Annotated in this window: 12 protein-coding genes; 4 read left to right on the forward strand and 8 right to left on the reverse strand. The window is 63.6% G+C overall.

Annotation, left to right across the window (positions count from 1 at the left end; translation table 11 throughout):
* Positions 1-122: 122 nt before the first annotated feature.
* Complete coding sequence (locus DKY63_RS10200; protein WP_110963968.1) at positions 123-563, forward strand: CBS domain-containing protein; 441 nt, start codon at positions 123-125, stop codon at positions 561-563.
* A 118-nt stretch (positions 564-681) separates the two neighbouring features.
* Here DKY63_RS10200 and DKY63_RS10205 read toward each other — a convergent pair whose 3' ends face one another.
* Together DKY63_RS10205 and DKY63_RS32170 are read right to left on the reverse strand one after the other, a co-directional pair.
* Positions 682-1,305 (reverse strand): glutathione S-transferase family protein, encoded by a 624-nt coding sequence (locus tag DKY63_RS10205; protein WP_110963969.1) that lies wholly within the window; start codon positions 1,303-1,305, stop codon positions 682-684.
* Positions 1,306-1,334: 29 nt separating this feature from the next.
* Entirely contained in the window at positions 1,335-1,508 is a 174-nt protein-coding gene (locus DKY63_RS32170; protein WP_162634893.1) for a hypothetical protein, read from the reverse strand.
* 169 nt (positions 1,509-1,677) lie between these two features.
* Between DKY63_RS32170 and DKY63_RS10210 the strand changes: the two genes are divergently transcribed.
* A complete protein-coding gene (locus tag DKY63_RS10210) occupies positions 1,678-2,085 on the forward strand; it encodes a hypothetical protein (RefSeq protein WP_110963970.1) in 408 nt (135 codons plus the stop codon).
* A gap of 197 nt (positions 2,086-2,282) precedes the next feature.
* Here DKY63_RS10210 and DKY63_RS10220 read toward each other — a convergent pair whose 3' ends face one another.
* On the reverse strand, positions 2,283-3,374 hold the full coding sequence (locus DKY63_RS10220; protein WP_110963971.1) for a DUF1615 domain-containing protein: 1,092 nt from the start codon (positions 3,372-3,374) through the stop codon (positions 2,283-2,285).
* Between the two features lie 302 nt (positions 3,375-3,676).
* On the opposite strand from DKY63_RS10220, the gene DKY63_RS10230 reads away from it, so the two are divergent.
* Complete coding sequence (locus DKY63_RS10230) at positions 3,677-5,212, forward strand: FAD-dependent oxidoreductase (protein WP_110963973.1); 1,536 nt, start codon at positions 3,677-3,679, stop codon at positions 5,210-5,212.
* A gap of 124 nt (positions 5,213-5,336) precedes the next feature.
* Here DKY63_RS10230 and hemB read toward each other — a convergent pair whose 3' ends face one another.
* Together hemB and DKY63_RS10240 are read right to left on the reverse strand one after the other, a co-directional pair.
* A complete protein-coding gene (gene hemB, locus DKY63_RS10235; protein WP_110963974.1) occupies positions 5,337-6,311 on the reverse strand; it encodes a porphobilinogen synthase in 975 nt (324 codons plus the stop codon).
* 151 nt (positions 6,312-6,462) lie between these two features.
* Positions 6,463-7,173, reverse strand: a complete 711-nt coding sequence (locus tag DKY63_RS10240) for a glutathione binding-like protein (protein ID WP_110963975.1) — start codon at positions 7,171-7,173, stop codon at positions 6,463-6,465.
* 363 nt (positions 7,174-7,536) lie between these two features.
* Here DKY63_RS10240 and DKY63_RS10245 point away from each other — a divergent pair, with 363 nt between their 5' ends.
* Positions 7,537-8,208, forward strand: a complete 672-nt coding sequence (locus DKY63_RS10245) for a histidine phosphatase family protein (protein WP_110963976.1) — start codon at positions 7,537-7,539, stop codon at positions 8,206-8,208.
* A gap of 133 nt (positions 8,209-8,341) precedes the next feature.
* On the opposite strand, the gene mnmH is transcribed toward DKY63_RS10245, so the two are convergent.
* The 3 genes from mnmH to DKY63_RS10260 form a co-directional block, all read right to left on the reverse strand.
* Positions 8,342-9,445: a tRNA 2-selenouridine(34) synthase MnmH gene (mnmH, locus tag DKY63_RS10250; protein ID WP_110963977.1), complete on the reverse strand. Its 1,104-nt coding sequence runs from the start codon at positions 9,443-9,445 to the stop codon at positions 8,342-8,344.
* Positions 9,445-10,479, reverse strand: coding sequence for a selenide, water dikinase SelD (selD, locus tag DKY63_RS10255; protein WP_110963978.1), 1,035 nt, complete (start codon positions 10,477-10,479; stop codon positions 9,445-9,447). Before selD ends, mnmH begins: the two co-directional genes overlap by 1 nt.
* A 163-nt stretch (positions 10,480-10,642) precedes the next feature.
* Complete coding sequence (locus DKY63_RS10260; protein ID WP_110963979.1) at positions 10,643-21,160, reverse strand: autotransporter-associated beta strand repeat-containing protein; 10,518 nt, start codon at positions 21,158-21,160, stop codon at positions 10,643-10,645.
* Positions 21,161-21,357: the final 197 nt, after the last annotated feature.

Here is a 21,357-nt window from a genome sequence, read left to right on the forward strand (position 1 = left end):
CTCACCGAATAAAAAACCGCCCAATGACGTTTTTTGTGCGTTATCTGCCGCTTTCGCCCTTGCCCTGAACGCCCGGGTCTACGATTCTTCAGGAACAACGACAAACCTCCCGGGAAACCGCCATGAAAACCGTCGCGCAGCTGCTCAAGTTGAAAGATCAGAAGAACCAGACCGTGCACCTGATCGATCCTGATCACATGGTGCTCGAAGCGCTGATGAAGATGGCCGAGAAGAACGTCGGCGCCTTGCTGGTGGTGAAAGATGATGAAGTGCTGGGGATCATCAGTGAACGGGACTACGCGCGCAAACTGGTGCTGCACGGGCGCTCGTCGGTGGGCACGCCGGTGCGCGACATCATGGTCTCGCCGGTGATCACCGTGGACACCCACCAGACGGTCGATACCTGCCTTGGCATCATGTCCGAAAGGCGCCTGCGTCACCTGCCGGTGGTGGAGAACGGCAAATTGATCGGCCTGCTGTCCATCGGCGACCTGGTCAAGGAAGCCCTCGCCGAACAGGCCGCGCTGATCAATCAGTTGGAGCAGTACATTCGCGGGGAATGACTTGAACCCTCTGTAGGAGCGAGCCTGCTCGCGATGGACGCAAGAACGCCGCGGGGAATCAGGATGCCCGCGTTATCGTTGACTTCCATCGCGAGCAGGCTCGCTCCTACAGGGACCATCAAGCAGGCCAATGCCGCTCAAACACCGGCGCCAGTGTCGGATGGCGGTCGATGCGTTCCAGCCAGGCGGAAAACCCCGGCCGGGTGCGACGCAAATGCTCCCGGCTCCCCGCCCACCGCGAGATCACCGCCGCCAGGATGTCCAGTGCGCCGGGGGTGTCGTCATCCAGATACAGCTCCGCCGAAAACTCATCGGCAAAGACCTCCCAGCTCCGATGCAAGCGCGTGCGCCCGCCAGCGATCAGGTTTTGCCGCGAGGCTTCATCGGCGTTCGCCAGCCAGCGTTCCGGATAGTCGATGACGCCGATGGCGGCATAGGCATTGGTCACGATGTAGATCATGCCGCGTATGGCCTGGTCGCGGTCCACCGGGTTGTCCGGCAACAGTCTCGAGGCGGGAAACGCCAGCCCCAGGTGAATCAGGATCGCCGCGCTCTCGGTCAGGATGCTGCCGTCCGGCAGGCGCAGGGTCGGGATCTGCTTGAGCGGGTTGAGCTGGCTCAGTTCCAGGGCGGCTTCGGCAGAGGACTCGACATCGATGAAGCGAAAGGCAACCTTGCACAGCACCAGCGCCGCCTCGATCGCCGCGGCGCCGGAGTTTTGATAACCGTAGAGCTGATACATACACCTCTCCTTGCGATGGCTCGCGCCAGCTATCCAGTGTAGAAGCCGCCGCCGATAACGCCGTGGCCGCCCGACGACTGCATCATCAGGCAGACCGTGGGAATTTGTGTTTTCAACCAATCCCCTGTAGGAGCGAGCCTGCTCGCGATGGACTCAAGGACGCCGCGTTTATCCAGATATCCCGCGTTATCGTTGACGACCATCGCGAGCAGGCTCGCTCCTACAGGGGGGCATCATCACAGTCACGAGCGGTAGTCCGCTGGCCCTATCAATGCCGTCGATGTTCGCAATCACCTCAATCAAGTTCTGTTAAATACCCTGCGGCGTAACAATGGCTCCACACCAACCAGAACACCCCCGGAGCACACGATCATGAAACGCCAAACCATCCTCAGCATCGTTTTCTCGGTTTTCGCAGTGAACGCTTTCGCCGCCACTTCCGCTCAACCTGTTGTCGCTGAAGGCGGCTCGGATCGTCTGATCGAAAGCCGCGTGGCAGAAGGCGGTTCCGATCGCCTGCAACAGAATCGTGTGGCCGAAGGTGGCTCGGATCGCCTGCTGGAAAAACGTAACGCAGTCGCTGCCGATGGTTCGGATCGTTTGAAAGGTAATGAAGTTGCCGCTGACGGCTCTGATCGCCTGAAAGGCAACGAAGTGGCTGCCGATGGCTCCGACCGCCTGCAAGGCAACACCGTGGCCGCCGATGGCTCCGATCACCTGAAAGGCAACGAAGTCGCCGCTGATGGCTCTGACCGCCTGCAAGGCAACACCGTCGCCTAAGACACTCGCTTCACAGCAACACCCACAGAAAAGCCCGGCCTGATCAGCCGGGCTTTTCTGTGGGAGCGAGCCTGCTCGCGATGACGGCGTGTCAGGCGCCGTTGATGTTGAATGTGCCGGCCTCATCGCGAGCAGGCTCGCTCCCACAGGGGATGTGTACTTCTGCAGGTGCTGCCAAAGGCTGCGATCTTTTGACTTCAATCCGCCCGCGCCATACACCGCTGATAACGCTCATCAACCCGCTTGGCAAACCACGCCGTGGTCAGCTTGCGGGTAATTTTCGGGCTTTGCAGCACAATCCCGGGCAGGACCGCACGGGGCAATGGCCGACCCTCAGCCTTGTCGGCCAGGGCGAAGACCCGCTGGTAGAGGTCGCTGTTCTCGAACGCCAGAGTATTGCCCTCCTCCAACTGGTCCCTGATCGTCGTATTGCGCATGTCCAGTTGCTTGCCCAGGGTGCGCACGGCCCGCTCCGTGGAGCCTGGCAGGAGCGCGCCGTAATTCACCAGATCGCCATCCAGCGCCAGCGGCACCCCCGAGGCCCGGCTCACGGCGTTCTGGAACGCGGCATTGCGGCTGGCGTACCAGCCGGCGTTGAAATCGGCAAAGCGATACAGCGGTTGCGGGTAATTCACCGGATAACCGAGCAAATATGCGATGCCGAAGTACATGCCGCCACGGCGGGTAAAGACTTCGTGGCGAATCGTGCCGTCCACCGGATAGGGATAGTTCTTTGCCTGTTTCTCGGCGAAGTCGATGCTGACCTGCATCGGCCCGCCGGTGTGCACCGGGTTGAAGCCGCCGAACAAGGTCTGGCCCATCGGCACCATGCCGATGAAGTCGTCGAATATCCCGCTCAGTTCCTTTTCACTGCGCGCCGCATTCAGCCGGTCGCTGTAGCTTTTGCCATTGGGTGAACGCACCTGCAGCGCGCCACTGACCAACAGCGCAGGAATGTGCGCCTTGGCGGCCCGGCGGTCGATCTCGTCACGGGCGATCTTGCCCAGACCGGGCACGGCGGGATCGGCCTGGAAGGTCGACTCCTGCTCCGTGACGGCCAGCACCGCACACAGATTCTGCGTGGTCGGCGCAATGTCCTGCGCGGCAAAGGCGACCTGGATATCCGTGGCCCAGCCCTGGCGATCAGTGGCTTTGGCCGGCAACAGGCGCAGGATCTCGGCCTTGACCTCAGCGGGGCTGCGTTGCGCAGGTTCCTGGGTCCGCTGACTGCCGCAACCGGCCAGCACCAGCAACGCGGCGATGCTCAGGGTCAATCGATGGGCTTGCATGGGGCTCCTTGTCGTGCGATGCGCCGGATCAACCATAAGGCCGATGGCAGGGTAATGGCTATGACCTTGGCCCATTTCCGCCGTTCCTCTGTCCTACTGCTCTTCTGTAGGAGCGAGCATGCTCGCGATGGTCGTGAACGATAACGCGGGCATCCTGATTCCCCGCGGTGTTCTTGCGTCCATCGCGAGCATGCTCGCTCCTACAGTCACAGTCACGGTGTCAATTCCGTTTGGCGGTCGGTGTGGCTCCCCTGCGCGCCTGAACCATACTTGCAGCACTCGCAAATGGAGGAAGCAGGACCATGCACCGTAGCGACGTGTTGATCATCGGCGCCGGCCCGACCGGGCTGGTGCTGGCGCTGTGGCTGAGCAAGCTGGGCATTCGCGTGCGGATCATCGACAGGACGTCCACCCCCGGCACCACCTCCCGGGCCCTGGCCGTGCAAGCGCGTACGCTGGAGCTGTATCGCCAGCTCGACCTCGCCGATGCGGTCGTGCAATACGGCCATCGCGTGGCCGCCGCCAATTTCTGGGTCAAGGGCAAGTCCGTGTCACGCTTGCCCTTGACCCGCGTCGGTGAAGGCCTGACGCCCTACGCGTTCATGCAGATATTTCCCCAGGATGCGCACGAGCGGCTGCTGATCGAACGCCTGGAAGCCTTCGGCATCAGCGTAGAGCGCAACACCGAACTGCTGGGTTTCGAGGAGGCCGGCGATGGCATCACCGCTACATTGCTGCTGCCGGACGGTACGCAGGAGACCTGCCAGGCCTGTTACCTGGCCGGTTGTGACGGTGCCCGCTCAATCGTCCGCAAGACCCTGGACACCGGATTCCCCGGTGGCACTTACCAACAGATTTTCTACGTGGCCGATGTGCTGGCCAGTGGACCGGCATCCAATGGCGAACTTCATGTGGACCTGGATGAGGCGGACTTCCTCGCCGTGTTCCCGCTGGATGGTCAGGGACGCGCACGCTTGATCGGCACGGTCCGCGACGAACGCGCCGAACACCTGAAAACCCTGCGATTCGAAGACGTCAGCAGCCGTGCCATTGAAAACATGCAGGTCAACATCGAGCAGGTGAACTGGTTCTCGACCTACCGCGTGCATCATCGGGTGGCGGATCACTTTCGCACCGGGCGCGCTTTTTTGGTGGGCGACGCCGCCCATGTCCACAGCCCCGCCGGGGGACAGGGCATGAACACCGGGATCGGCGATGCAATCAACCTGGCATGGAAACTGGCGGCGGTTCTGAGCGGTGGTGCCAAGGCCGAATTGCTCGCCAGCTACGAAATCGAACGCATGGCTTTTGCCCGCAAACTGGTGACCACCACGGACCGGGTCTTCACCTTCGCCACCGCCGAGGGCCGCCTGGCCGACCTGCTGCGCACGCGCCTGGCGCCGTTTCTGCTGCCGAAAATGGCCTCGTTCGAAACCTCGCGGGAATTCCTCTTCCGCACGGTCTCGCAGATCACCCTGAACTACCGTGGCATGCCCTTGAGCACGGGCGTCGCCGGGCATGTACATGGCGGCGACCGCCTGCCCTGGGCGCACGATGGCGAGGGGGATAATTACGAATCGCTCAAGTGCCCGGGCTGGCAGGTGCATGTGTACGGCGATACCAGCGACGAGATGATCGCCTGGTGCAACGAGCACCATTTGCCGCTGCACGTGTTCGACTGGCGCCCGGCGTTCGAGACCGCAGGTTTGGGGCGCAACGGCTTTTATCTGTTGCGCCCGGATACCTATGTGGCGATTGCCGACAACAGTTCGGACCCGAAGGTGATCGAACGGTATTTCCGGGATCACGGGATACGGCCGTTTTTTGGCCGGGCTTGAGACCAAAAAAATCCCCTGTAGGAGCGAGCCTGCTCGCGATAGCGGTCTGACATTCAACATTTCTGTTGTCTGATACACCGTCATCGCGAGCAGGCTCGCTCCTACAGGGGTTCTATGGTGTTTTTTAGATCCCGGCCAGCGCCAGGTCCATCGCAAAGTAAGTGAAGATCAGATCCGCCCCCGCCCGCTTGATCGCCCCGAGACTCTCGCGCACCACGCGATCTTCATCGATGGCGCCGGCCTGGGCGGCGAATTTGATCATCGCGTACTCGCCGCTGACCTGATACGCCGACAGCGGCAGGCGCGAGGCTTCGCGGATGTCGCGGATGATGTCCAGGTAGGCGCCGGCCGGCTTGACCATCAGCGCATCGGCGCCTTCCTGTTCGTCCAGCAGCGATTCGCGCACCGCTTCGCGGCGGTTCATCGGGTTCATCTGATAGCTTTTGCGATCGCCCTTGAGCGCGCTGCCGCCGGCTTCGCGGAACGGGCCGTAGAGCGCCGAGGCGAATTTGGTCGAATAGGCCATGATCGCGGTCTGGGTGAAGCCGGCCTGATCCAGCGCCCGGCGAATGGCCTGGACCTGTCCGTCCATGGCGGCGGAAGGCGCAATCACATCGGCACCGGCACGGGCGGCCGCCACTGCCTGTCGGCCCAGATTGATCAGGGTCTGGTCGTTGTCGACTTCGTGGTTGTGCAGCACGCCGCAATGGCCGTGGTCGGTGTACTCACAGAAACAGGTGTCGGACATGACGATCATTTCCGGCACCGCGTCCTTGGCGATCCGCGACATGCGCGACACCAGGCCGTTTTCTCGCCAGGTGTCGCTGCCGTTGCCGTCCAGATGATGGGACACACCGAACGTCATCACCGACTTGATCCCAGCCCGGGCATAACGCTCGATTTCGCCGGCCAGTTTCGACTCGGGAATGCGCATCACCCCGGGCATGCTTTTGATCGGCACGAAATCGTCGATTTCTTCTTCGACAAAAATCGGCAGGACCAGGTCGTTCAGGCTGAACTCGGTTTCCTGGAACAGGCTGCGCAGGCTCGCATTGCGGCGCAGACGGCGTGGACGTGCTTCGGGGAACTGGCTGGACATGGGTATTCCTGAAAAATCGGGGGTATGAACATAACCCTGTAGGAGCGAGCCTGCTCGCGATGGAGGCAAGAACACCGCGGGGCATCAGGGTGCCCGCGTTATCGTTGACGTCCATTGCGAGCAGGCTCGCTCCTACAGGTTTTACGGTGTGTCAGGCGGAGACGGGTTTCGGGATTTCCAACCCACGCTTCACCGCCGGCCGCGCCAGGAACTGCTCCAGCACCCGGGTGACGTTCGGGAAGTTCTGGATCCCCACCAAGTCACCCGCCTCATAGAAGCCGATCAGGTTGCGCACCCACGGGAAGATCGCGATGTCGGCGATGGTGTAGTGCTCGCCCATGACCCAGTCACGGCCTTCCAGGCGCTTGTTGAGCACGCCGAGCAGGCGTTTGCTTTCTTCGACGTAGCGATCGCGGGGACGCTTGTCCTCGTAATCCTTGCCGGCGAATTTGTTGAAGAAGCCGAGCTGGCCGAACATCGGGCCGATTCCGCCCATCTGGAACATCAGCCACTGGATGGTCTCGTAGCGCGCAGCGGCGTCCTGCGGCAACAGTTGCCCGGTCTTCTCGGCCAGGTAAATCAGGATCGCGCCGGACTCGAACAGCGGCAGCGGCCGGTCACCCGGGCCGTGGGGATCGAGGATCGCCGGGATCTTGTTGTTGGGGCTCAACGACAGGAACTCGGGGGTCATCTGATCGTTGGTGTCGAACGCCACGCGGTGCGGTTCGTACGGCAGTCCGATCTCTTCAAGCATGATCGAGACCTTGACACCGTTGGGGGTCGGCAGGGAATACAGCTGAATCCACTCCGGATTGTTGGCCGGCCATTTCTGGGTGATGGGGAATGCAGACAGATCGGTCATGGGCAAGTCCACGGCAAAGTGAGAATGGCGATCATAATGCAGAAAACGCCAGGTGCGACCCCCGGCACCATCAATCTCGATGATGGTGTAGATCGAAAGAGATCACTGGCCTTGCGCCCACATCAATGTACTTTGGCCATCAATTCGCAACATGTTGCCGATAACCTCGCGACTACCCGTTCAAGGTTACTGGCAAATGGCTTCTCTCCATGGCCGGAATCGAACCAATGGGTTTGAAGGGACTCTGAGCACTAACCCTTTGAAAACGGACCGGTTTCACGACATGGAAAACACCCGGCGCGCAACAGTCGCGGTGTAAAGGTTTGTCAGCCTCAACCCCTATGCTGAAGAACCCTATTTTCCATGACGAATTTCCTGAAACTCGCCAATCGCTTCAAGCATCGCGCCTACATCTTTTTGCCTGCCCTGCTGGCGGCCAGCGCGCTGTTCATGTTGCTGGAATCCCGGGTCAGCGCCGCCCCAGTGGACGGCACGCAAACACTGGTCTTCTTGCGCCACGCGGAAAAGCCCGCCGGTGGCCTGGGCCAGCTCAATTGCCAGGGGCTGAACCGCGCCATTGACCTGGCGACCCTGCTCCCGGAAAAGTTCGGCAAGGCCAATTACGTCTTCGCCGCCAACCCGACCCGCAATGTCGAGGAAGGCGAGCTGGATAACTCCTACAGCTACATCCGCCCCCTGATGACCATCAGCCCCAGCGCGATCAAGCTCGGCCTGCCGGTGAACATTGAATTCTCGGCCAACGACACCAGCGACCTGGCCGCTGAACTGCTCCACGACAAGTACCACAACGCGGTGATCTACACCGCCTGGTCCCATGGCTACCTGCCGGAACTGATCAACAAGGTCGCCGGCGAAGCGGTTGGAAAGAAGCAGACGATCACCGAGGATTGGGAGTCGAACGACTACGATTCGCTGTACGTGCTGACCCTGACCTGGCACAACGGCAAGGCCAGCCTGCAGAGCCACAGCTACAAGCAGGGGCTGGATAACGGGCCGGTGACTTGTCCGACCTGAGTTTTGTGGTGCCTGTGAGGGCCCCATCGCGGGCAAGCCTTGCTCCTACAGATAGGTGTTGTTCACCAATTATGTGAACGACACCTATCTGTAGGAGCAAGGCTTGCCCGCGATGAGGCCGGTAAATCCTCCATCAACCTCGCTGATTCACTCGCTCGCGCAAATACTCGATCACCGCCCCCCGCTCCCCCGCAAACTCCACCCGCGCGCCCTTCTTCTCGCGCTGAAACACATACATCGGGTCGTAATACTCAACCAGCAGCCCCTCGATCCAGCCCCGGTGCAAGTCCACCGCGCCGCTGCGCCCCTGCTCGGCCAGCGCCTCTTCCATCAACAGCAGCATCCGCCCATGCCGCTCGCCGCCCAGGCGTTTGTACAGCTTGTTGAGACTGTCCAGCATGCGCTCGCTGAACAGTGCGAAGCCTTCGTCGCCATGCACCCGGATGAACTCGGCACACAGGTCCACCACGTAGTCGCGCAGAATCCGCTCGATGCGCCCTTGCAGGCTGTCTTCGAGCCAGACCATCGGAAACGCTTGCATGCCCTGGTACAGCGGCAACGGCAAGGCGCAACTGCCAATGGCACGATTTTCGTCTTCAAGCACAAACTGTTCGAGGCCTTGGGCGCGTTTTTTCAGCAGGTCCACCGCCAGGCGATTCTCGAAGTCGATGTTGGAAGGCTGGCCGGTGGCGCGCTTGCCGAAACTGGAGCCCCGGTGATTGGCGTGGCCCTCAAGGTCCAGGCCGTTGTCCAACTGGGTCAGCACGTCGGTCTTGCCGGTGCCGGTCATGCCGCCCAGCAGCACGAAGTCGCATTGGGTAACCGCCTGCTCGAGGGTATTCAACAGAAAGGTGCGCATCGCCTTGTAGCCGCCGCCCACTCGCGGATAGTCGATGCCGGCTTCGCTCTTGAGCCATTGCTGGACGATCTGCGAACGCAGGCCGCCGCGAAAACAGTACAGATACCCATCGGGATGGGCCCGGGCGAAATCCGCCCAGGCCTGGATGCGTTCGGCCTTGATGTGGCCGGACACCAATTGATGCCCCAGTTCGATCGCGGCCTGCTGGCCTTGCTGCTTGTAGCAGGTGCCGACGCGTTGGCGCTCTTGATCGTTCATCAGCGGCAGGTTGACCACGCCGGGAAACGCGCCCTTGGCAAATTCAATCGGCGCACGGGCGTCCATCATCGGCCGGTCGTTGAGAAAGATGTCGCGGTAATCGGTGCAATCGACAGACATCAAGACACCTCGACCGCGTGGCTCTGTCGTTCCACCAGTTCACCGATGGGCTCCAGTGCCAGCCCCAGGTCACGGGCCAGGGCGAGGAACTCGTCGTTGCCTTCGGCGGTGACGGCGATCAGCAGGCCGCCGCTGGTCTGCGGGTCGCACAGCACACGCTTGTGCAGCTCCTGCAGGCGCCCGATCTTGCTGGCATAGCTGTCGAAATTGCGCAGCGTCCCGCCGGGGATGCAGCCCTGTTCGAGGTAGTACTCGACACTTGGCAGACGAGGCACCTGGTCGTAGCGGATCCGCGCGGTCAAGCCGCTGCCATCAGCCATTTCCACCAGATGTCCGAGCAGACCGAAACCGGTGACGTCGGTCATCGCGGTCACGCCAGCGAGCTTGCCGAAGCGGCTGCCGGGCTTGTTCAGGGTGCACATCCAGTCGCGGGCCAGGCCGATGTCGGCGTTGCGCAATTTGCCCTTCTTCTCGGCGGTGGTGAGGATGCCGATGCCCAGGGGCTTGGTCAGGTATAGCAGGCATCCGGCGGTGGCGGTGTCGTTGCGCTTCATGTGGCGCTTTTCCACCAGCCCGGTCACGGCCAGGCCGAAGATCGGTTCCGGTGCGTCGATGGAGTGCCCGCCCGCCAGGGGAATGCCCGCCTCGTCGCACACCGCTCGACCGCCGCGAATCACCTCGCGGGCGATCTCCGGGGCCAGCACATTGACCGGCCAGCCGAGGATCGCAATCGCCATCAACGGATCACCGCCCATGGCGTAGATATCACTGATGGCATTGGTGGCGGCGATACGGCCGAAATCGAAGGGATCGTCGACGATCGGCATGAAAAAGTCGGTGGTCGAGACCACGCCGCGTTCTTCATCGATCGAGTAGACCGCCGCGTCGTCGCGCGAGGCGTTGCCGACCCAGAGTTTCGGGTCCAGGTTCTGCGCGCCGCTGCCGGCCAGAATCACTTCCAGCACCTGGGGGGAAATCTTGCAGCCGCAACCAGCACCATGGCTGTATTGGGTCAGGCGGATCGGTTCGCTCATTGGGGGCACCTCGCTTAATCAATGGTGCCGATTCTAGCAGAGGGCATTTTTCCCTGTAGGAGCGAGCCTGCTCGCGATGGGCGTGAACGATAACGCGGGCATCCTGATTCCCCGTGGTGTTCTTGCGTCCATCGCGAGCAGGCTCGCTCCTACAACTACACGATCAGAAACCCATGCTGAAACTGATCGTCATCGCATGGTCTTCGTTCTTGCTCGATACCTGCCCCGAATAACCGATGCCCAGTTTCGCACTCGGGCTGACCTGGAAGTCCACGCCCGCTTCGAGCAGGGCGCTGTCTTCGGCAATCGGTACGCCCTGGGTGCTGAACGACGCGCCACCGTCGATGAAGGTCAGGTCGGCGTCGGGCTTGGTGTCGCCGAAGGCATGCCGCCAGCCGACGGCCGCGCGCGGGGTGAATTGCCCGCCGTTATCGAGAGTGATGACCTTGCCGGCACGCAGGCCCAGGGTGGAAAAGGTGATGTCCTGATCGGCATCAGCCTTCAAGCGCCCGATGCCACCTTTTTCGTGGGCGGTATCGCTGTCGTAGTTGACGTAGGCCAGGCCGGCGAACGGTTCCAGGGCAACACCACCGGCTTCGACGGTGTAGCCGACTTCACCGAACACCTGGGCACTGCGGGCGTCGTAGTGGGCTTTGAGGCGATCGTTGTAGGTGCCGACGCTGACGTCGCGCTTGGTCTCGATGTCATGCCAGCTGTAGGCCGCACCGAGGCGCACCGCCAGGGCATCGAACTGCGAGTTCAGATACGCCGCCAGGTGATAGCTCTCCACCGTGGCGTCCGAACGCCGGTCATGGGCATCGATGTCGCTGCGGGTGTAGCCGGCGGCCATGCCCACGCGCCATTGGTCATCGAGCTGCTTGTCGGTGCCGAGCATGAAGCCGCTGAGGTTGCGATCCAGGCTGGCGCTGTTGCTGTCGCCGTCCGAGTCGCCCCAGGCGCCAAGCGCACGAATCCAGCCGACCATTTCCCCATGGCAACCGTTGCTGCTCAGCTGGTTGTCGCTGGGTGCCAGGGCGCGGCGTGGATCGCTCGAACCACTGCAGGACGGTTGGCGCATGCGATCGTTGACCGCGTCGCGGATGTAGCGCGAGTCCTCGAGAATGGTGCTGGCGGTACTGGCGTGGATTTCCCCGGACAGGCTGTCATAGGCGGCGCGAGCACCGGCGATGTCGAGGCCGAGGATCTGCCTGCGCAGCTCTAGACCCTGCGGACCGTTGCGGTCCAGGGCCGACGCCGTGCCACGCTGGTTGCCGGTGGCGGCGATATCGGTGAACGCGTACTCGTTGCGGTTGACCGCCAGGGACACCTGGTTGGGGTCATACACCAGTTCGGTGTCGTAGAACGCATAGGTCGGCAGGTTGGTGCTGCTGAAGGTGCCGTTGACGCCGCCACCGGCGGTGATCAGCGAGTACACGGCGCTGCCGGTCAAGGGCACCTGATTGTTCACTTGCAGGCCGCCGCCAAGGCTGGCGGAACCGCCAACCACCAGCGGCGTGGCGTCCGGCGAGCTGACGGTCAGGGCCAGCACGCCGTCGGCGGCGTTGGTCAGGTTGCCGGCCACGCTCAGGTTGCCCACCGCCGCGCCCGACGACACCACTCCGTGGTTGACCACCGAGCCGACGCTACCGTTACCACTGAGGGCCGCGCCATTGGCCACGGTCACCTGCCCGGCCAGCGAGGACGGCGCCAGGCGGCTGCCGACCTGCAACACGCCCTGATCCACCGCCACGGTGCCGCTGAACGGCTGGATGTCGGTCAACAACAAGGTGCCGCCGCCGCGTTTGGCCATCGCCCCGGTGCCGCTGAGCACCCCGTTGAACTGGCCATCGACGTTCTGCTGGAACACCAGCAAGGCGTTGTCGAGGATATTGCCCTGCAGGCTGGTGGTATTGCCGACCAGCGTACCGCCGCTGACCGTGGTGCCACCGCTGTAGGTGTTGGCGCCGCTGAGGATCAGGGTGCCCGAATCGAGTTTCTCGATGCCGCCACTGCCCACCAGCGGCACGCTGATTTCGGTGCTCACCCCGGCATTGACCCGCACCGGTGCCAGGCTGCCGTCGGGACCATTGACCGGCGTCAGCGTGCCGCCCGCGCCGGGCACCAGGCTGTAGCCGTTGTCGAGGAATTGCAGGCCGGTGAAGTTTTGGTTGCCTACCACTGTCACCGTACCGCCCTGCCCGCCAAACACCGCGAACTGCCCGTTCCCGGCCAGCGCCTGGGTGCCGGTCGGGTCGGTCCAGACGGTGCCCGGCCCCCAGACGCCGCTGCCGCCACCGATGGTGCCGTCAGGGTTGGTGTTGCCGCCATTCCAGAACTGCACTTCACCCGGCGCGCCTTGCACCAGCAGGTTGATCTGGTTGGCCAATGCGGTTTGCAGGGTCAGGTTGGCCGCCGATACCGGCAGGCTGCCATAGACCAGGCCGTTGTCGGTCAGGCTGCCGCCATAGCGGAACAGTTGATAGACCCCGGTGCCGAAGCCGCCGGCGTTGCTGATGTTCAGCGTGCCGTCGAGGGTCAGGTTACCGGCGACGTTGACCACGGTGGTGGAACTGGCCGCCGAACCGAGGCTGAAGTCCAGGTTGCTGCCCGAGGACAACGCCAGGGAACCCACCGACAGCGGCGATGCACTGCCGCCACCGAGCAAGGTCGCACCGCTGGCCAGTTGCACCGCACCGCCGAGCTGGCCGCTGCCGCCGAGCTTCGCCCCGCTGGCGACATTGACGCTGGCGCTGTTCAGCAGTCCGTTGACGGTCAGCGTACCGGCCTGCACGTCGGTGTTGCCGGTGAAGGTGTTGTTGCCGGTCAGCAGTAGCGCGCCGGTGCCGGTTTTGTTCAGGCTGCCGGCACCGGTGAGGTTGCCGGTGTATCTGCCATCGCTGTTCTGTTCGAAGGTCAGGGCTGCGTTGTTGACGATGGCGCCTTGCAGGCTGCTGGTGTCGCCGCGAGTGCTGCCGTCGTTGAGCGTGGTGCCGCCGTTGTAGGTGTTGGCGCCACTGAGCACCAGTTCTCCTGCGCCGTTTTTCACCAGACTGCCGGCGCCGCTGATGGCGCCGATCAGGGTGGTGTCCTGAGTGCCGGCGAGGGTCAGTTGCGCGCCGAGGTTGATGGCGTTGGCCAGTTGCAGCGCGGAGGTACTGTCGAGGGTGCCGTTGCCGAGCACACTGAGCGCGCCACTGCTGATCGCGCTGTTGTTGCCCAGCGTCAGTGTTCCGCCGGAGAGCTGGGTGCCGCCGCTGTAGCTGTTGTTGCCATCGAGTGTCAGGTTGGCCGCGCCGGTCTTGATCAGGCTGCCGCCGCCACTGATGTCACCATCCAGGGTCAGCGCATTGGAGCCGGCGATGGTGAGCCCGCCATTGAGCACCACATCGTTGGCCAGGTTGACCGCCGTGTTGCTGTCCAGCGCCGTGCCGTTGGCGGCGGTCAACACACCGGTGCCCAGTGCCGCGTCGTTACCGAGCACAATTTTCCCGCCATTGAGCGCGGTGCCGCCGGTGTAGCCGTTGGCGGCGTTGAGCACCAAGGTGCCGGTGTCGTATTTACCCAGCGTACCGGTACCGTTGAGTGCAACATCCAGGGTCGCGGTGACATTCGGGTCGACCCGCGCGGTGGCATTACCCAACGAACCATTGACCAGATTCAGCGAGCCCGAGGTGCCGTCCTGCAGGCTGTAGCCATCGGTGACGAACTGCAGGCCGGTGATGCTTTGCGCACCATCGACCGTCACGGTGCCCGCCGTGCCCTGGAACACCGCAAAGCTGTTGCTCCAGCCCTGGTTGGTGGTGCCGTTGACGTCCGTCCAGTTGGTGAGGCCGCTTCCCCAGGTGCCGCTGCCACCATCGACCGAACCGTTGGCGACCGATTGGCTGCCATCCCAGAACTGCACGGTGACGCCCGGCACGGTGACCAGCAGATTGATCTGGTTGGCCAGCGCGGTTTGCAGGGTCAGATCGCCCGGGCTGACGCTACCCGGTACGGTGCCGATCAGCATGCCGTTGTCGGTCAGGCCGCCGGTGTAGTTGATCAACCGATACACGCCACTGCCGAAACCGCCGATGTCGCTGACGTTGAGGGTGCCGTCGAGGGTCAGGTTGCCGCCGACGTTGACCAGCGCATTGCCGCCACCGGAGACCGGTGTGCCGAGGCCGACGTCGAAGTTGGAGTTGCCGTTGAACACCAGCGAATTCACCGACAGGGTGCTGCCGGTGGCGCCGGCCAGATGGCCGCCATCCGCCACGGTCACCGCCCCGCCGAGCGAGCCGTCGCCGGTCAGGGTGCCGCCGCTGTTGACCAGCACACTGGCGCTGTCCAGCGAGCCGCTGACGTTCAAGGTCCCGGCGTTGACCGTGGTGTTGCCGGTCAGGCTGTTGAGGCCGGTCAGGGTCAGTGTACCGGTGCCGAGTTTGCTCAGTTCGCCGGTGCCGGTGAGCACACCGTCAAAGATGCTGCTGGCATTGTTGCCGCCGATGCTCAGGGTGTTGCCGCCGCCGATCAGCGCAGTACCGCTGCCGGTCAGGCTGGCGAGGCTGCCGGAGCCGCCGAGATTGAGGGTTGCGGCATTGCCGAGGTTGACCCCTGCGTTGTTGCCCAATGCCGAGTTGCCCAGGGTCGTGAGGCTGCCGGACTGCACGTCGAAGGTGCCGCTGAAGGTGTTGTTGCCGGTCAGCGTCAGGTCTGCCAGACCGTTCTTGGTCAGGGTGCCCGCCCCGGCGATCACGCCGGCCAGGGTCAGGTTGTTATTACCGGCCACGCTCAGGTCGGCATTGACGTTGATGTTGTTGGCCAGCACCAGCGGCGCGCTGGTGTCGAGGGTCGAGTCGCCGGCCACGGTCAACGCGCCGGAACCCAGACTGGCCGAGGTGCCGAGGGTCAGTGTGCCGTCATTGAGGGTGGTGCCGCCGGAGAAGGTGTTGATGCCGTTGAGGGTCAGGTTGGAGGCGCCATCCTTGATCAGCCCGCCAGTGCCGCTGACCACGCCACTGAGCGCCACGTCGCTGCTGCCGGCATTGGTCAAGTTGGCGTTGAGCACCACATTGTTGCCCAGCGACACCGAAGTGTTGCTGTCCAGCGACGAGGCACCGGCCACGGTCAGGTTACCCAGGCCCAGGGCGCCGTTGCTGCCGGCGGTCAGGCTGCCGGCATTGAGGGTAATGCCCCCGAGGAAGTTGTTGGCGCCGCTCAAGGTCAGGTTGGCCGCGCCGTTTTTGCTCAGGCTGCCGGCGCCATTGATAGCCCCGCTCAATGTCAGGTCGTCGCTGCCGACGATGCCGAGATTGCCCGCCAGATTGATGGCGTTGCCCACACTGACGGCGCTGTCGGCATCCAGCGTGGTGCCGTTCGCCGCGTTCAGGGTGGCCGAGCCCAGCGCGCTGTTCGACGCCAGAATCAACCCGCCGGCATTCAGCGCCACCGGTCCGAGGAAGCTGTTATTGCCAACGAGGGTCAAGTTGGCCGAGCCGTTCTTGATCAGCCCGCCGGTGCCGTCGATCACGCCGTTGAGGGTCAACGCATTGCTGCCCAGCACCGTGAGGTTGCCGTTGAGCGTGGCGTTGTTGTCCAGGGTCACCGCCGTGTTGCTGTCCAGTTGTGTGCCGGCGTTGGCAATCAGGGTACCGGTACCCAGTGCGGTATTGCTGCCCACCACCAGGGTGCCGCCATCGAGCTGGGTGTCGCCGGTGTAGCTGTTGGCGCCGTTGAGCACCAGGGTGCCGGCGTCGAGTTTGTTGAGGATGCCGCTGCCGTCGATGTTCACGCCGACCGTGGCGGTCACGCCCGGATCGACCCGCATCGCCGTAGTGCCACCGCTGCCATTGACGGCAGTCAGCAACCCCGAGGTACCGTTGACCACGTTGTAGCCATCGGTGAGGAACTGCATCCCGGTGAACAGTTGTGTGCCGTTGACCGACACCGTGCCGGCCGTGCCCTGGAACACCGCGAAGTCGCCGGCCCAGGTCTGGTTCACGGTGCCGCTGGAATTGGTCCAGTTGGTGCCGCCGGCACTCCAGGTGCCGGTGCCGCCATCCACGGTGCCATTGGCGATCGTCTGGCTGCCGTCCCAGAAACGCAGGTTGGTGTTGGGTGCCGACACCACCAGGTTGACCTGGTTGCCAAGGGTCTGCACGAGGATGTCGCCGAGGCCGTAACCCACCGGCACGCCGGCCACGGTCAGGCCGTTGTCGGTCAGTGCACCGATGTAGTTGAACAGGCGATAGACACCGACACCGAAACCGCCGGCATCGGTGACGTTGAGATTACCGTCGAGGGTCAGGTTGCCGCCGATGTTCATCAGCGAGCTGGTCGATGGCGTTGCGAGGTTTGCGTCGACGTTGCTGTTGGCGGTGAGGATCAGCGACGAGGTGGACAAGGTATTGCCCGAGGACAACGCCAGATGACCACCGTTGTTGATGGTGATGACGCCAAGCGCCGAACCGGTGCCAGTGAGGGTCGCACCGTTGTTGACGTTGAGCTGGGTACTGGCCAGCGAACCGGTGAGATTCAGCGTACCGGCGTTGACATTGGTGTTGCCGGTAAGGCCGTTGCTGCCGGTGAGGTTCAGGGTCCCGGTACCGACTTTGGTCAGCGCACCGCTGCCACCGAGGTCGCCGTCAAAGGTGCTGGTGTTGCTCAGGCCGCCCACGGTCAGGGTGTTGCCGCCGGCGATCTGTACACTGCCGCTGCCGCTCAGCCCGTTGAGGCTGGCGCTGCTGTTGAGATAGAGATTCGCACCGGCGCTGATGTTGGCGCCGGAGGTGTTGCCCAGCGCACCGCTGCTCACGGTGGTGACGCTGCCGGAGGCGATGTTCAGCGCACCGGTGAAGGTGTTGTTGCCGCTGAGCGTCAGATCGCCGAAGCCGTCCTTGGTCAGACTGCCGGCGCCATCGATCACGCCGCTGAGGTTCAGGGTGTTGCTGCCGGCCAGGGTCAGGCCGGCGTTGAGGGTGATGTTGTTGCCGATGCTCATGCCGGTGCTGGTGTCCAGCGTCGAAGCGCCACCGACGGTCAGGCCGCCACTGCCCAATGCTGCGGCCGAGCCCAGTGTCAGCGTACCCGCGTTGAGCGTACTGCCACCGCTGTAAGTATTGGTGCCGTTGACGGTCAAGTTGGCCGCGCCGTTCTTGATCAACTGGCCGGCGCCGCTGATCACGCCGCCGAGGGTCAGGTCCTGGGTGCCGCCGACGCTCAGCGCCGCATTGAGCACGACGGCGTTGGCCAGGCTGACCAGCGGCGAACTACTGTCGAGCGTTGCCGCGCCGCCGACGGTCAAGGCGCCGGTGCCCAGTGCCGAGCTGTTGCCGACGGTCAGGCTGCCAGCGTTGAGGGTGGTGCCGCCGACGTAGGTATTGGTGCCATTCAGATTCAGATTGGCCGCGCCGTTTTTCACCAGGCTGCCGGCCCCGGCGACCGTTCCGGTGAGGGTCAGATCCGCGCTGCCGCCGATGTTCATGGCCCCGGCGAGGTTGACTTGATTGCCCAGGGTGACGGCGGTGTTGGTATCCAGCGTGGTGCCCGCCGCTGCGTTCAAACTACCGCTGCCGATCGCGGTATTACTGCCGACAATCAATTTGCCGACGTTCAGCGCTGTATTGCCGAAGTAGGTGTTGGCGCCATTGAGGATCAGGTCGGCGGGGCCGCTTTTGGTCAGGCCGCCGACACCGGAGACCACGCCCGCGAGGGTCAGCGCGTTGCTGCCGCCGATGGTCACGTTGCCGCCGAGGTTGACGTTGTTGGCCAGGCTGGCCGCGGTGCTGGCGTCCAGTGTGGTGTTGTTGCCGGCGTTGAGGATGCCAGTGCCGAGGGCGGTGTTGGAGCCGACGACCAGTGTCCCGGCGTTCAGCGATGTAGCACCGGTATAAGTGTTGTTGCCGGTCAGGGTCAGGGTCGAAGAACCGGTCTTGATCAGGTTGCTGCCGCCGCTGATCACGCCGCCTAGGGTCAGCGGGTTGGCGCCGCCGGCGGTGAGGTTGGCGTTGAGCGCAATCGCGTTGTTCAGCGTCACGTTGGCGCTGCTGTTGAGCGTTGCGCCCGCCCCGCCCACGGTCAGCGTGCCGGTACCGAGTGCCGCGCCGTTGCCGACGGTCAGGCTGCCGGCGTTGAGCGCGGTGCCGCCGGTGAAGGTGTTGGCGCCGTTGAGGGTCAGGTTGGCCGTGCCGTTCTTGATCAACTGGCTGGCGCCGCTGAGCACGCCGCCCAGGATCATGCCGTTGCTGCCGCCGATGGCCAGGTTGCCGTTGAGGGCGACGTTATTGTTCAGGATGACCGAGGTGTTGCTGTCGAGGGTCGCGGCATTCGCCACGGTCAGGTTGCCGCTGCCCAGTGCGGCGGCGTTGCCAACGGTCAGGGTCCCGGCGTTCAGGGTGGTGCCACCGCTGAAGGTGTTGGCGCCGTTGAGAATCAGGTTGGCGGCCCCGTTCTTGGTCAGCCCGCCGCTGCCGCTGACCACGCCGCCCAAGGTCAGGTTGGCGTTGCCGGCGACATTCAGGTTGCCGCCGAGGGCGACGGCGTTGCCCAGCGCCACCGCGGTGCTCGCGTCGAGGGTGGTGCCCGCCGCCGTGGTCAGTGCGCCGGTACCCAGCGCGGTGTTGGAGCCGACGATCAGCGTCCCGCTGTTCAGCGCGGTGCCGCCGGAGAAGGTGTTGTTGCCACTGAGGGTCAGGTTCGCCGTGCCACCCTTGAGCAGGTTGCCGGCGCCGCTGATGACGCCGCTCAGGCCCAAGGCCTGAGTGCCGCCAATGGTCAGCCCGCCTGCCAGCGCGACCGCGTTGGCCAGGGTCACCGCCGTGGTCGCATCCAGCGTGGTGCCGGCCGCCGCGTTCAATGCGCCCGTGCCGAGGGCGGTGTTGCTGCCGACGAACAAGCTGCCGCCGTTGAGCGCGGTGGTGCCGCTGTTGGTGTTGTTGCCGGTGAGGGTCAGGCTGGCGCTGCCGCTTTTGTTGATCGCGCCGGTGCCGGACACGATGCCGGCCAGGGTCAGGGCATTGCTGCCGAGCACGTTCAACGCACCGGTGATGCCGACGTTGTTGGCCAGGGTCACGTTGCCTGTGCTGTCGAGGCTGGTGCCGTTGCTGGTGTTGAGCACACCGGTGCCCAAGGCGTTGTTGTTGCCGACGCGCAAGGTGCCGGCGCTGAGGCTGGTGATCCCGGTGTAGGTGTTGATGCCATTGAGGGTCAGACTGCCGCTGCCGGTTTTGGTCAGGTTGGCGGCGCCGCTGATCACCCCGCCCAGGGTCAGCGCACCGGTGCCGGTCGCGGTCAGGGTGCTGTTGAGGGTGATCGCGTTAGCCAGCGAAATCGGCGCCGTCGCCGAAATGCTCGAAGAGCCGCCAACGGTGATGCCGCCGCTGCTGAACGCCTGGTTGTTGCCCACCAGCACGGTGCCGCCGTTGAGCACGGTGTTGCCGTAGTAAGTGTTGATGCCATTGAGATTGATCTGGCCGCTGCCGATCTTGGTCAGGCCGCCGGTGCCAGAGATCACCCCGTTGAGGGTCATGCCATTGATGCCCTGCAGGGTCAGGCCAGTCCCGCCCAGATTGATCTGGTTGGCCAGCGTCAAACCGGCATTGCTGGCCTGAAGTATCCCGCCATTGGACGTCAGCACACCGCTGCCGAACGCCGCGTTGTCGTTGAACTGCGCGACACCGCCATTGAGCGTGGTCGCGCCACTGACCAGCGGTCCCTGCAAGGTCCAGGTGCCGCTGTTGAGGGTCAGGTTGTTGAAGTTGACGTAGGTCGCGCTGGAAGCCGTGCCGGTCCCGGTGGTGCCGCCACCGAGGCCGATCGGGTTTTGCAGGATCAGCGTGTTGGTGCCCGCCGCACCGCCATCGATCGTCCCGGTCGGAGCGAAGGTCAGGTTGATGCCGATCAGCCCGCCGAGGCCAATACTGACTTGCACGCCATCACCGACGTTAACGGTGGAACCGGTGATCGCGTAGAAGGTGTTGGTGCTGCCCGCCCCCATCGACACGCCGCCGGTGATGTTGCCGGCGTTGGTGAAGGTGTTGCCCGCCACCGAGGTTTCGAACGCGACCCGGCCGTTGATCGTGCCGCTGGCACTGTTGGTCATGTTGACTTGCGAACCGCCATACACCCCGACCACTGGCGTATCGGCCAGGGTGATCCCGCCGACCGACAACCCGGTGGAGGTGATGGTGCCGTCGTTGGTGATGGTCGTGGTGCCCGACACCGAGTTGTTCACGCCAATCCCCAGACCGTCGATGCTGGTCAGGTTGAGGCCGAGCAACATGCCGGTGCCGCGAATGATCCCCGTGGTGTTGTTGGCAATGCTGATGGTGCTGGTGGCGCCGGTGCCGATGAACGCAGCCCCACTGAGTATCGACACCAGCCCCAGCAGCGCAGGGTCGAGGGTGCCGGAGTTGTTCAGGTTGATGTTGGCCCCGGTCAGGTTGATCACCTTGCCGCCCAGGGTGGCGTTCATCTGCGCGCCGTTGGTGACGTTGACCGTCAGGCCGCTGGAGGCACTGCTGTAGTCATTGAGAAACAGCGGCAGGGTCGGCACGCCGGAGCAGGTAATGGTCGAGCCGGCGGCGGAACAGGTGGCCAGTGCCTGTGGACTGAGCGCACCGAAGGCAAGCCCGAGACTCAATTGCACGGCAAGGGAAAGCGGGGAAATACGCGAAACCAGGGCAATACCGAACCTTGCGTCCACAGGAGCTCCTTTCGTGGCATGACCACTTCAATCCATGAAGGGTGTGCAGCAATAACGGTGACTTGTTGATGCTGGATTCGAAACTGCTACGACCCATAAACCGTTTCATTCCTGACACACGGTAGTGGAGGGTCTGTGATGGGGCACGCATTAAATGGTGCTAATACTTTTGTTAGGGAGGGCTCAAGGTCTAGTGT

This window comes from Pseudomonas putida, from assembly GCF_003228315.1.
Lineage (GTDB): Bacteria > Pseudomonadota > Gammaproteobacteria > Pseudomonadales > Pseudomonadaceae > Aquipseudomonas > Aquipseudomonas putida_S.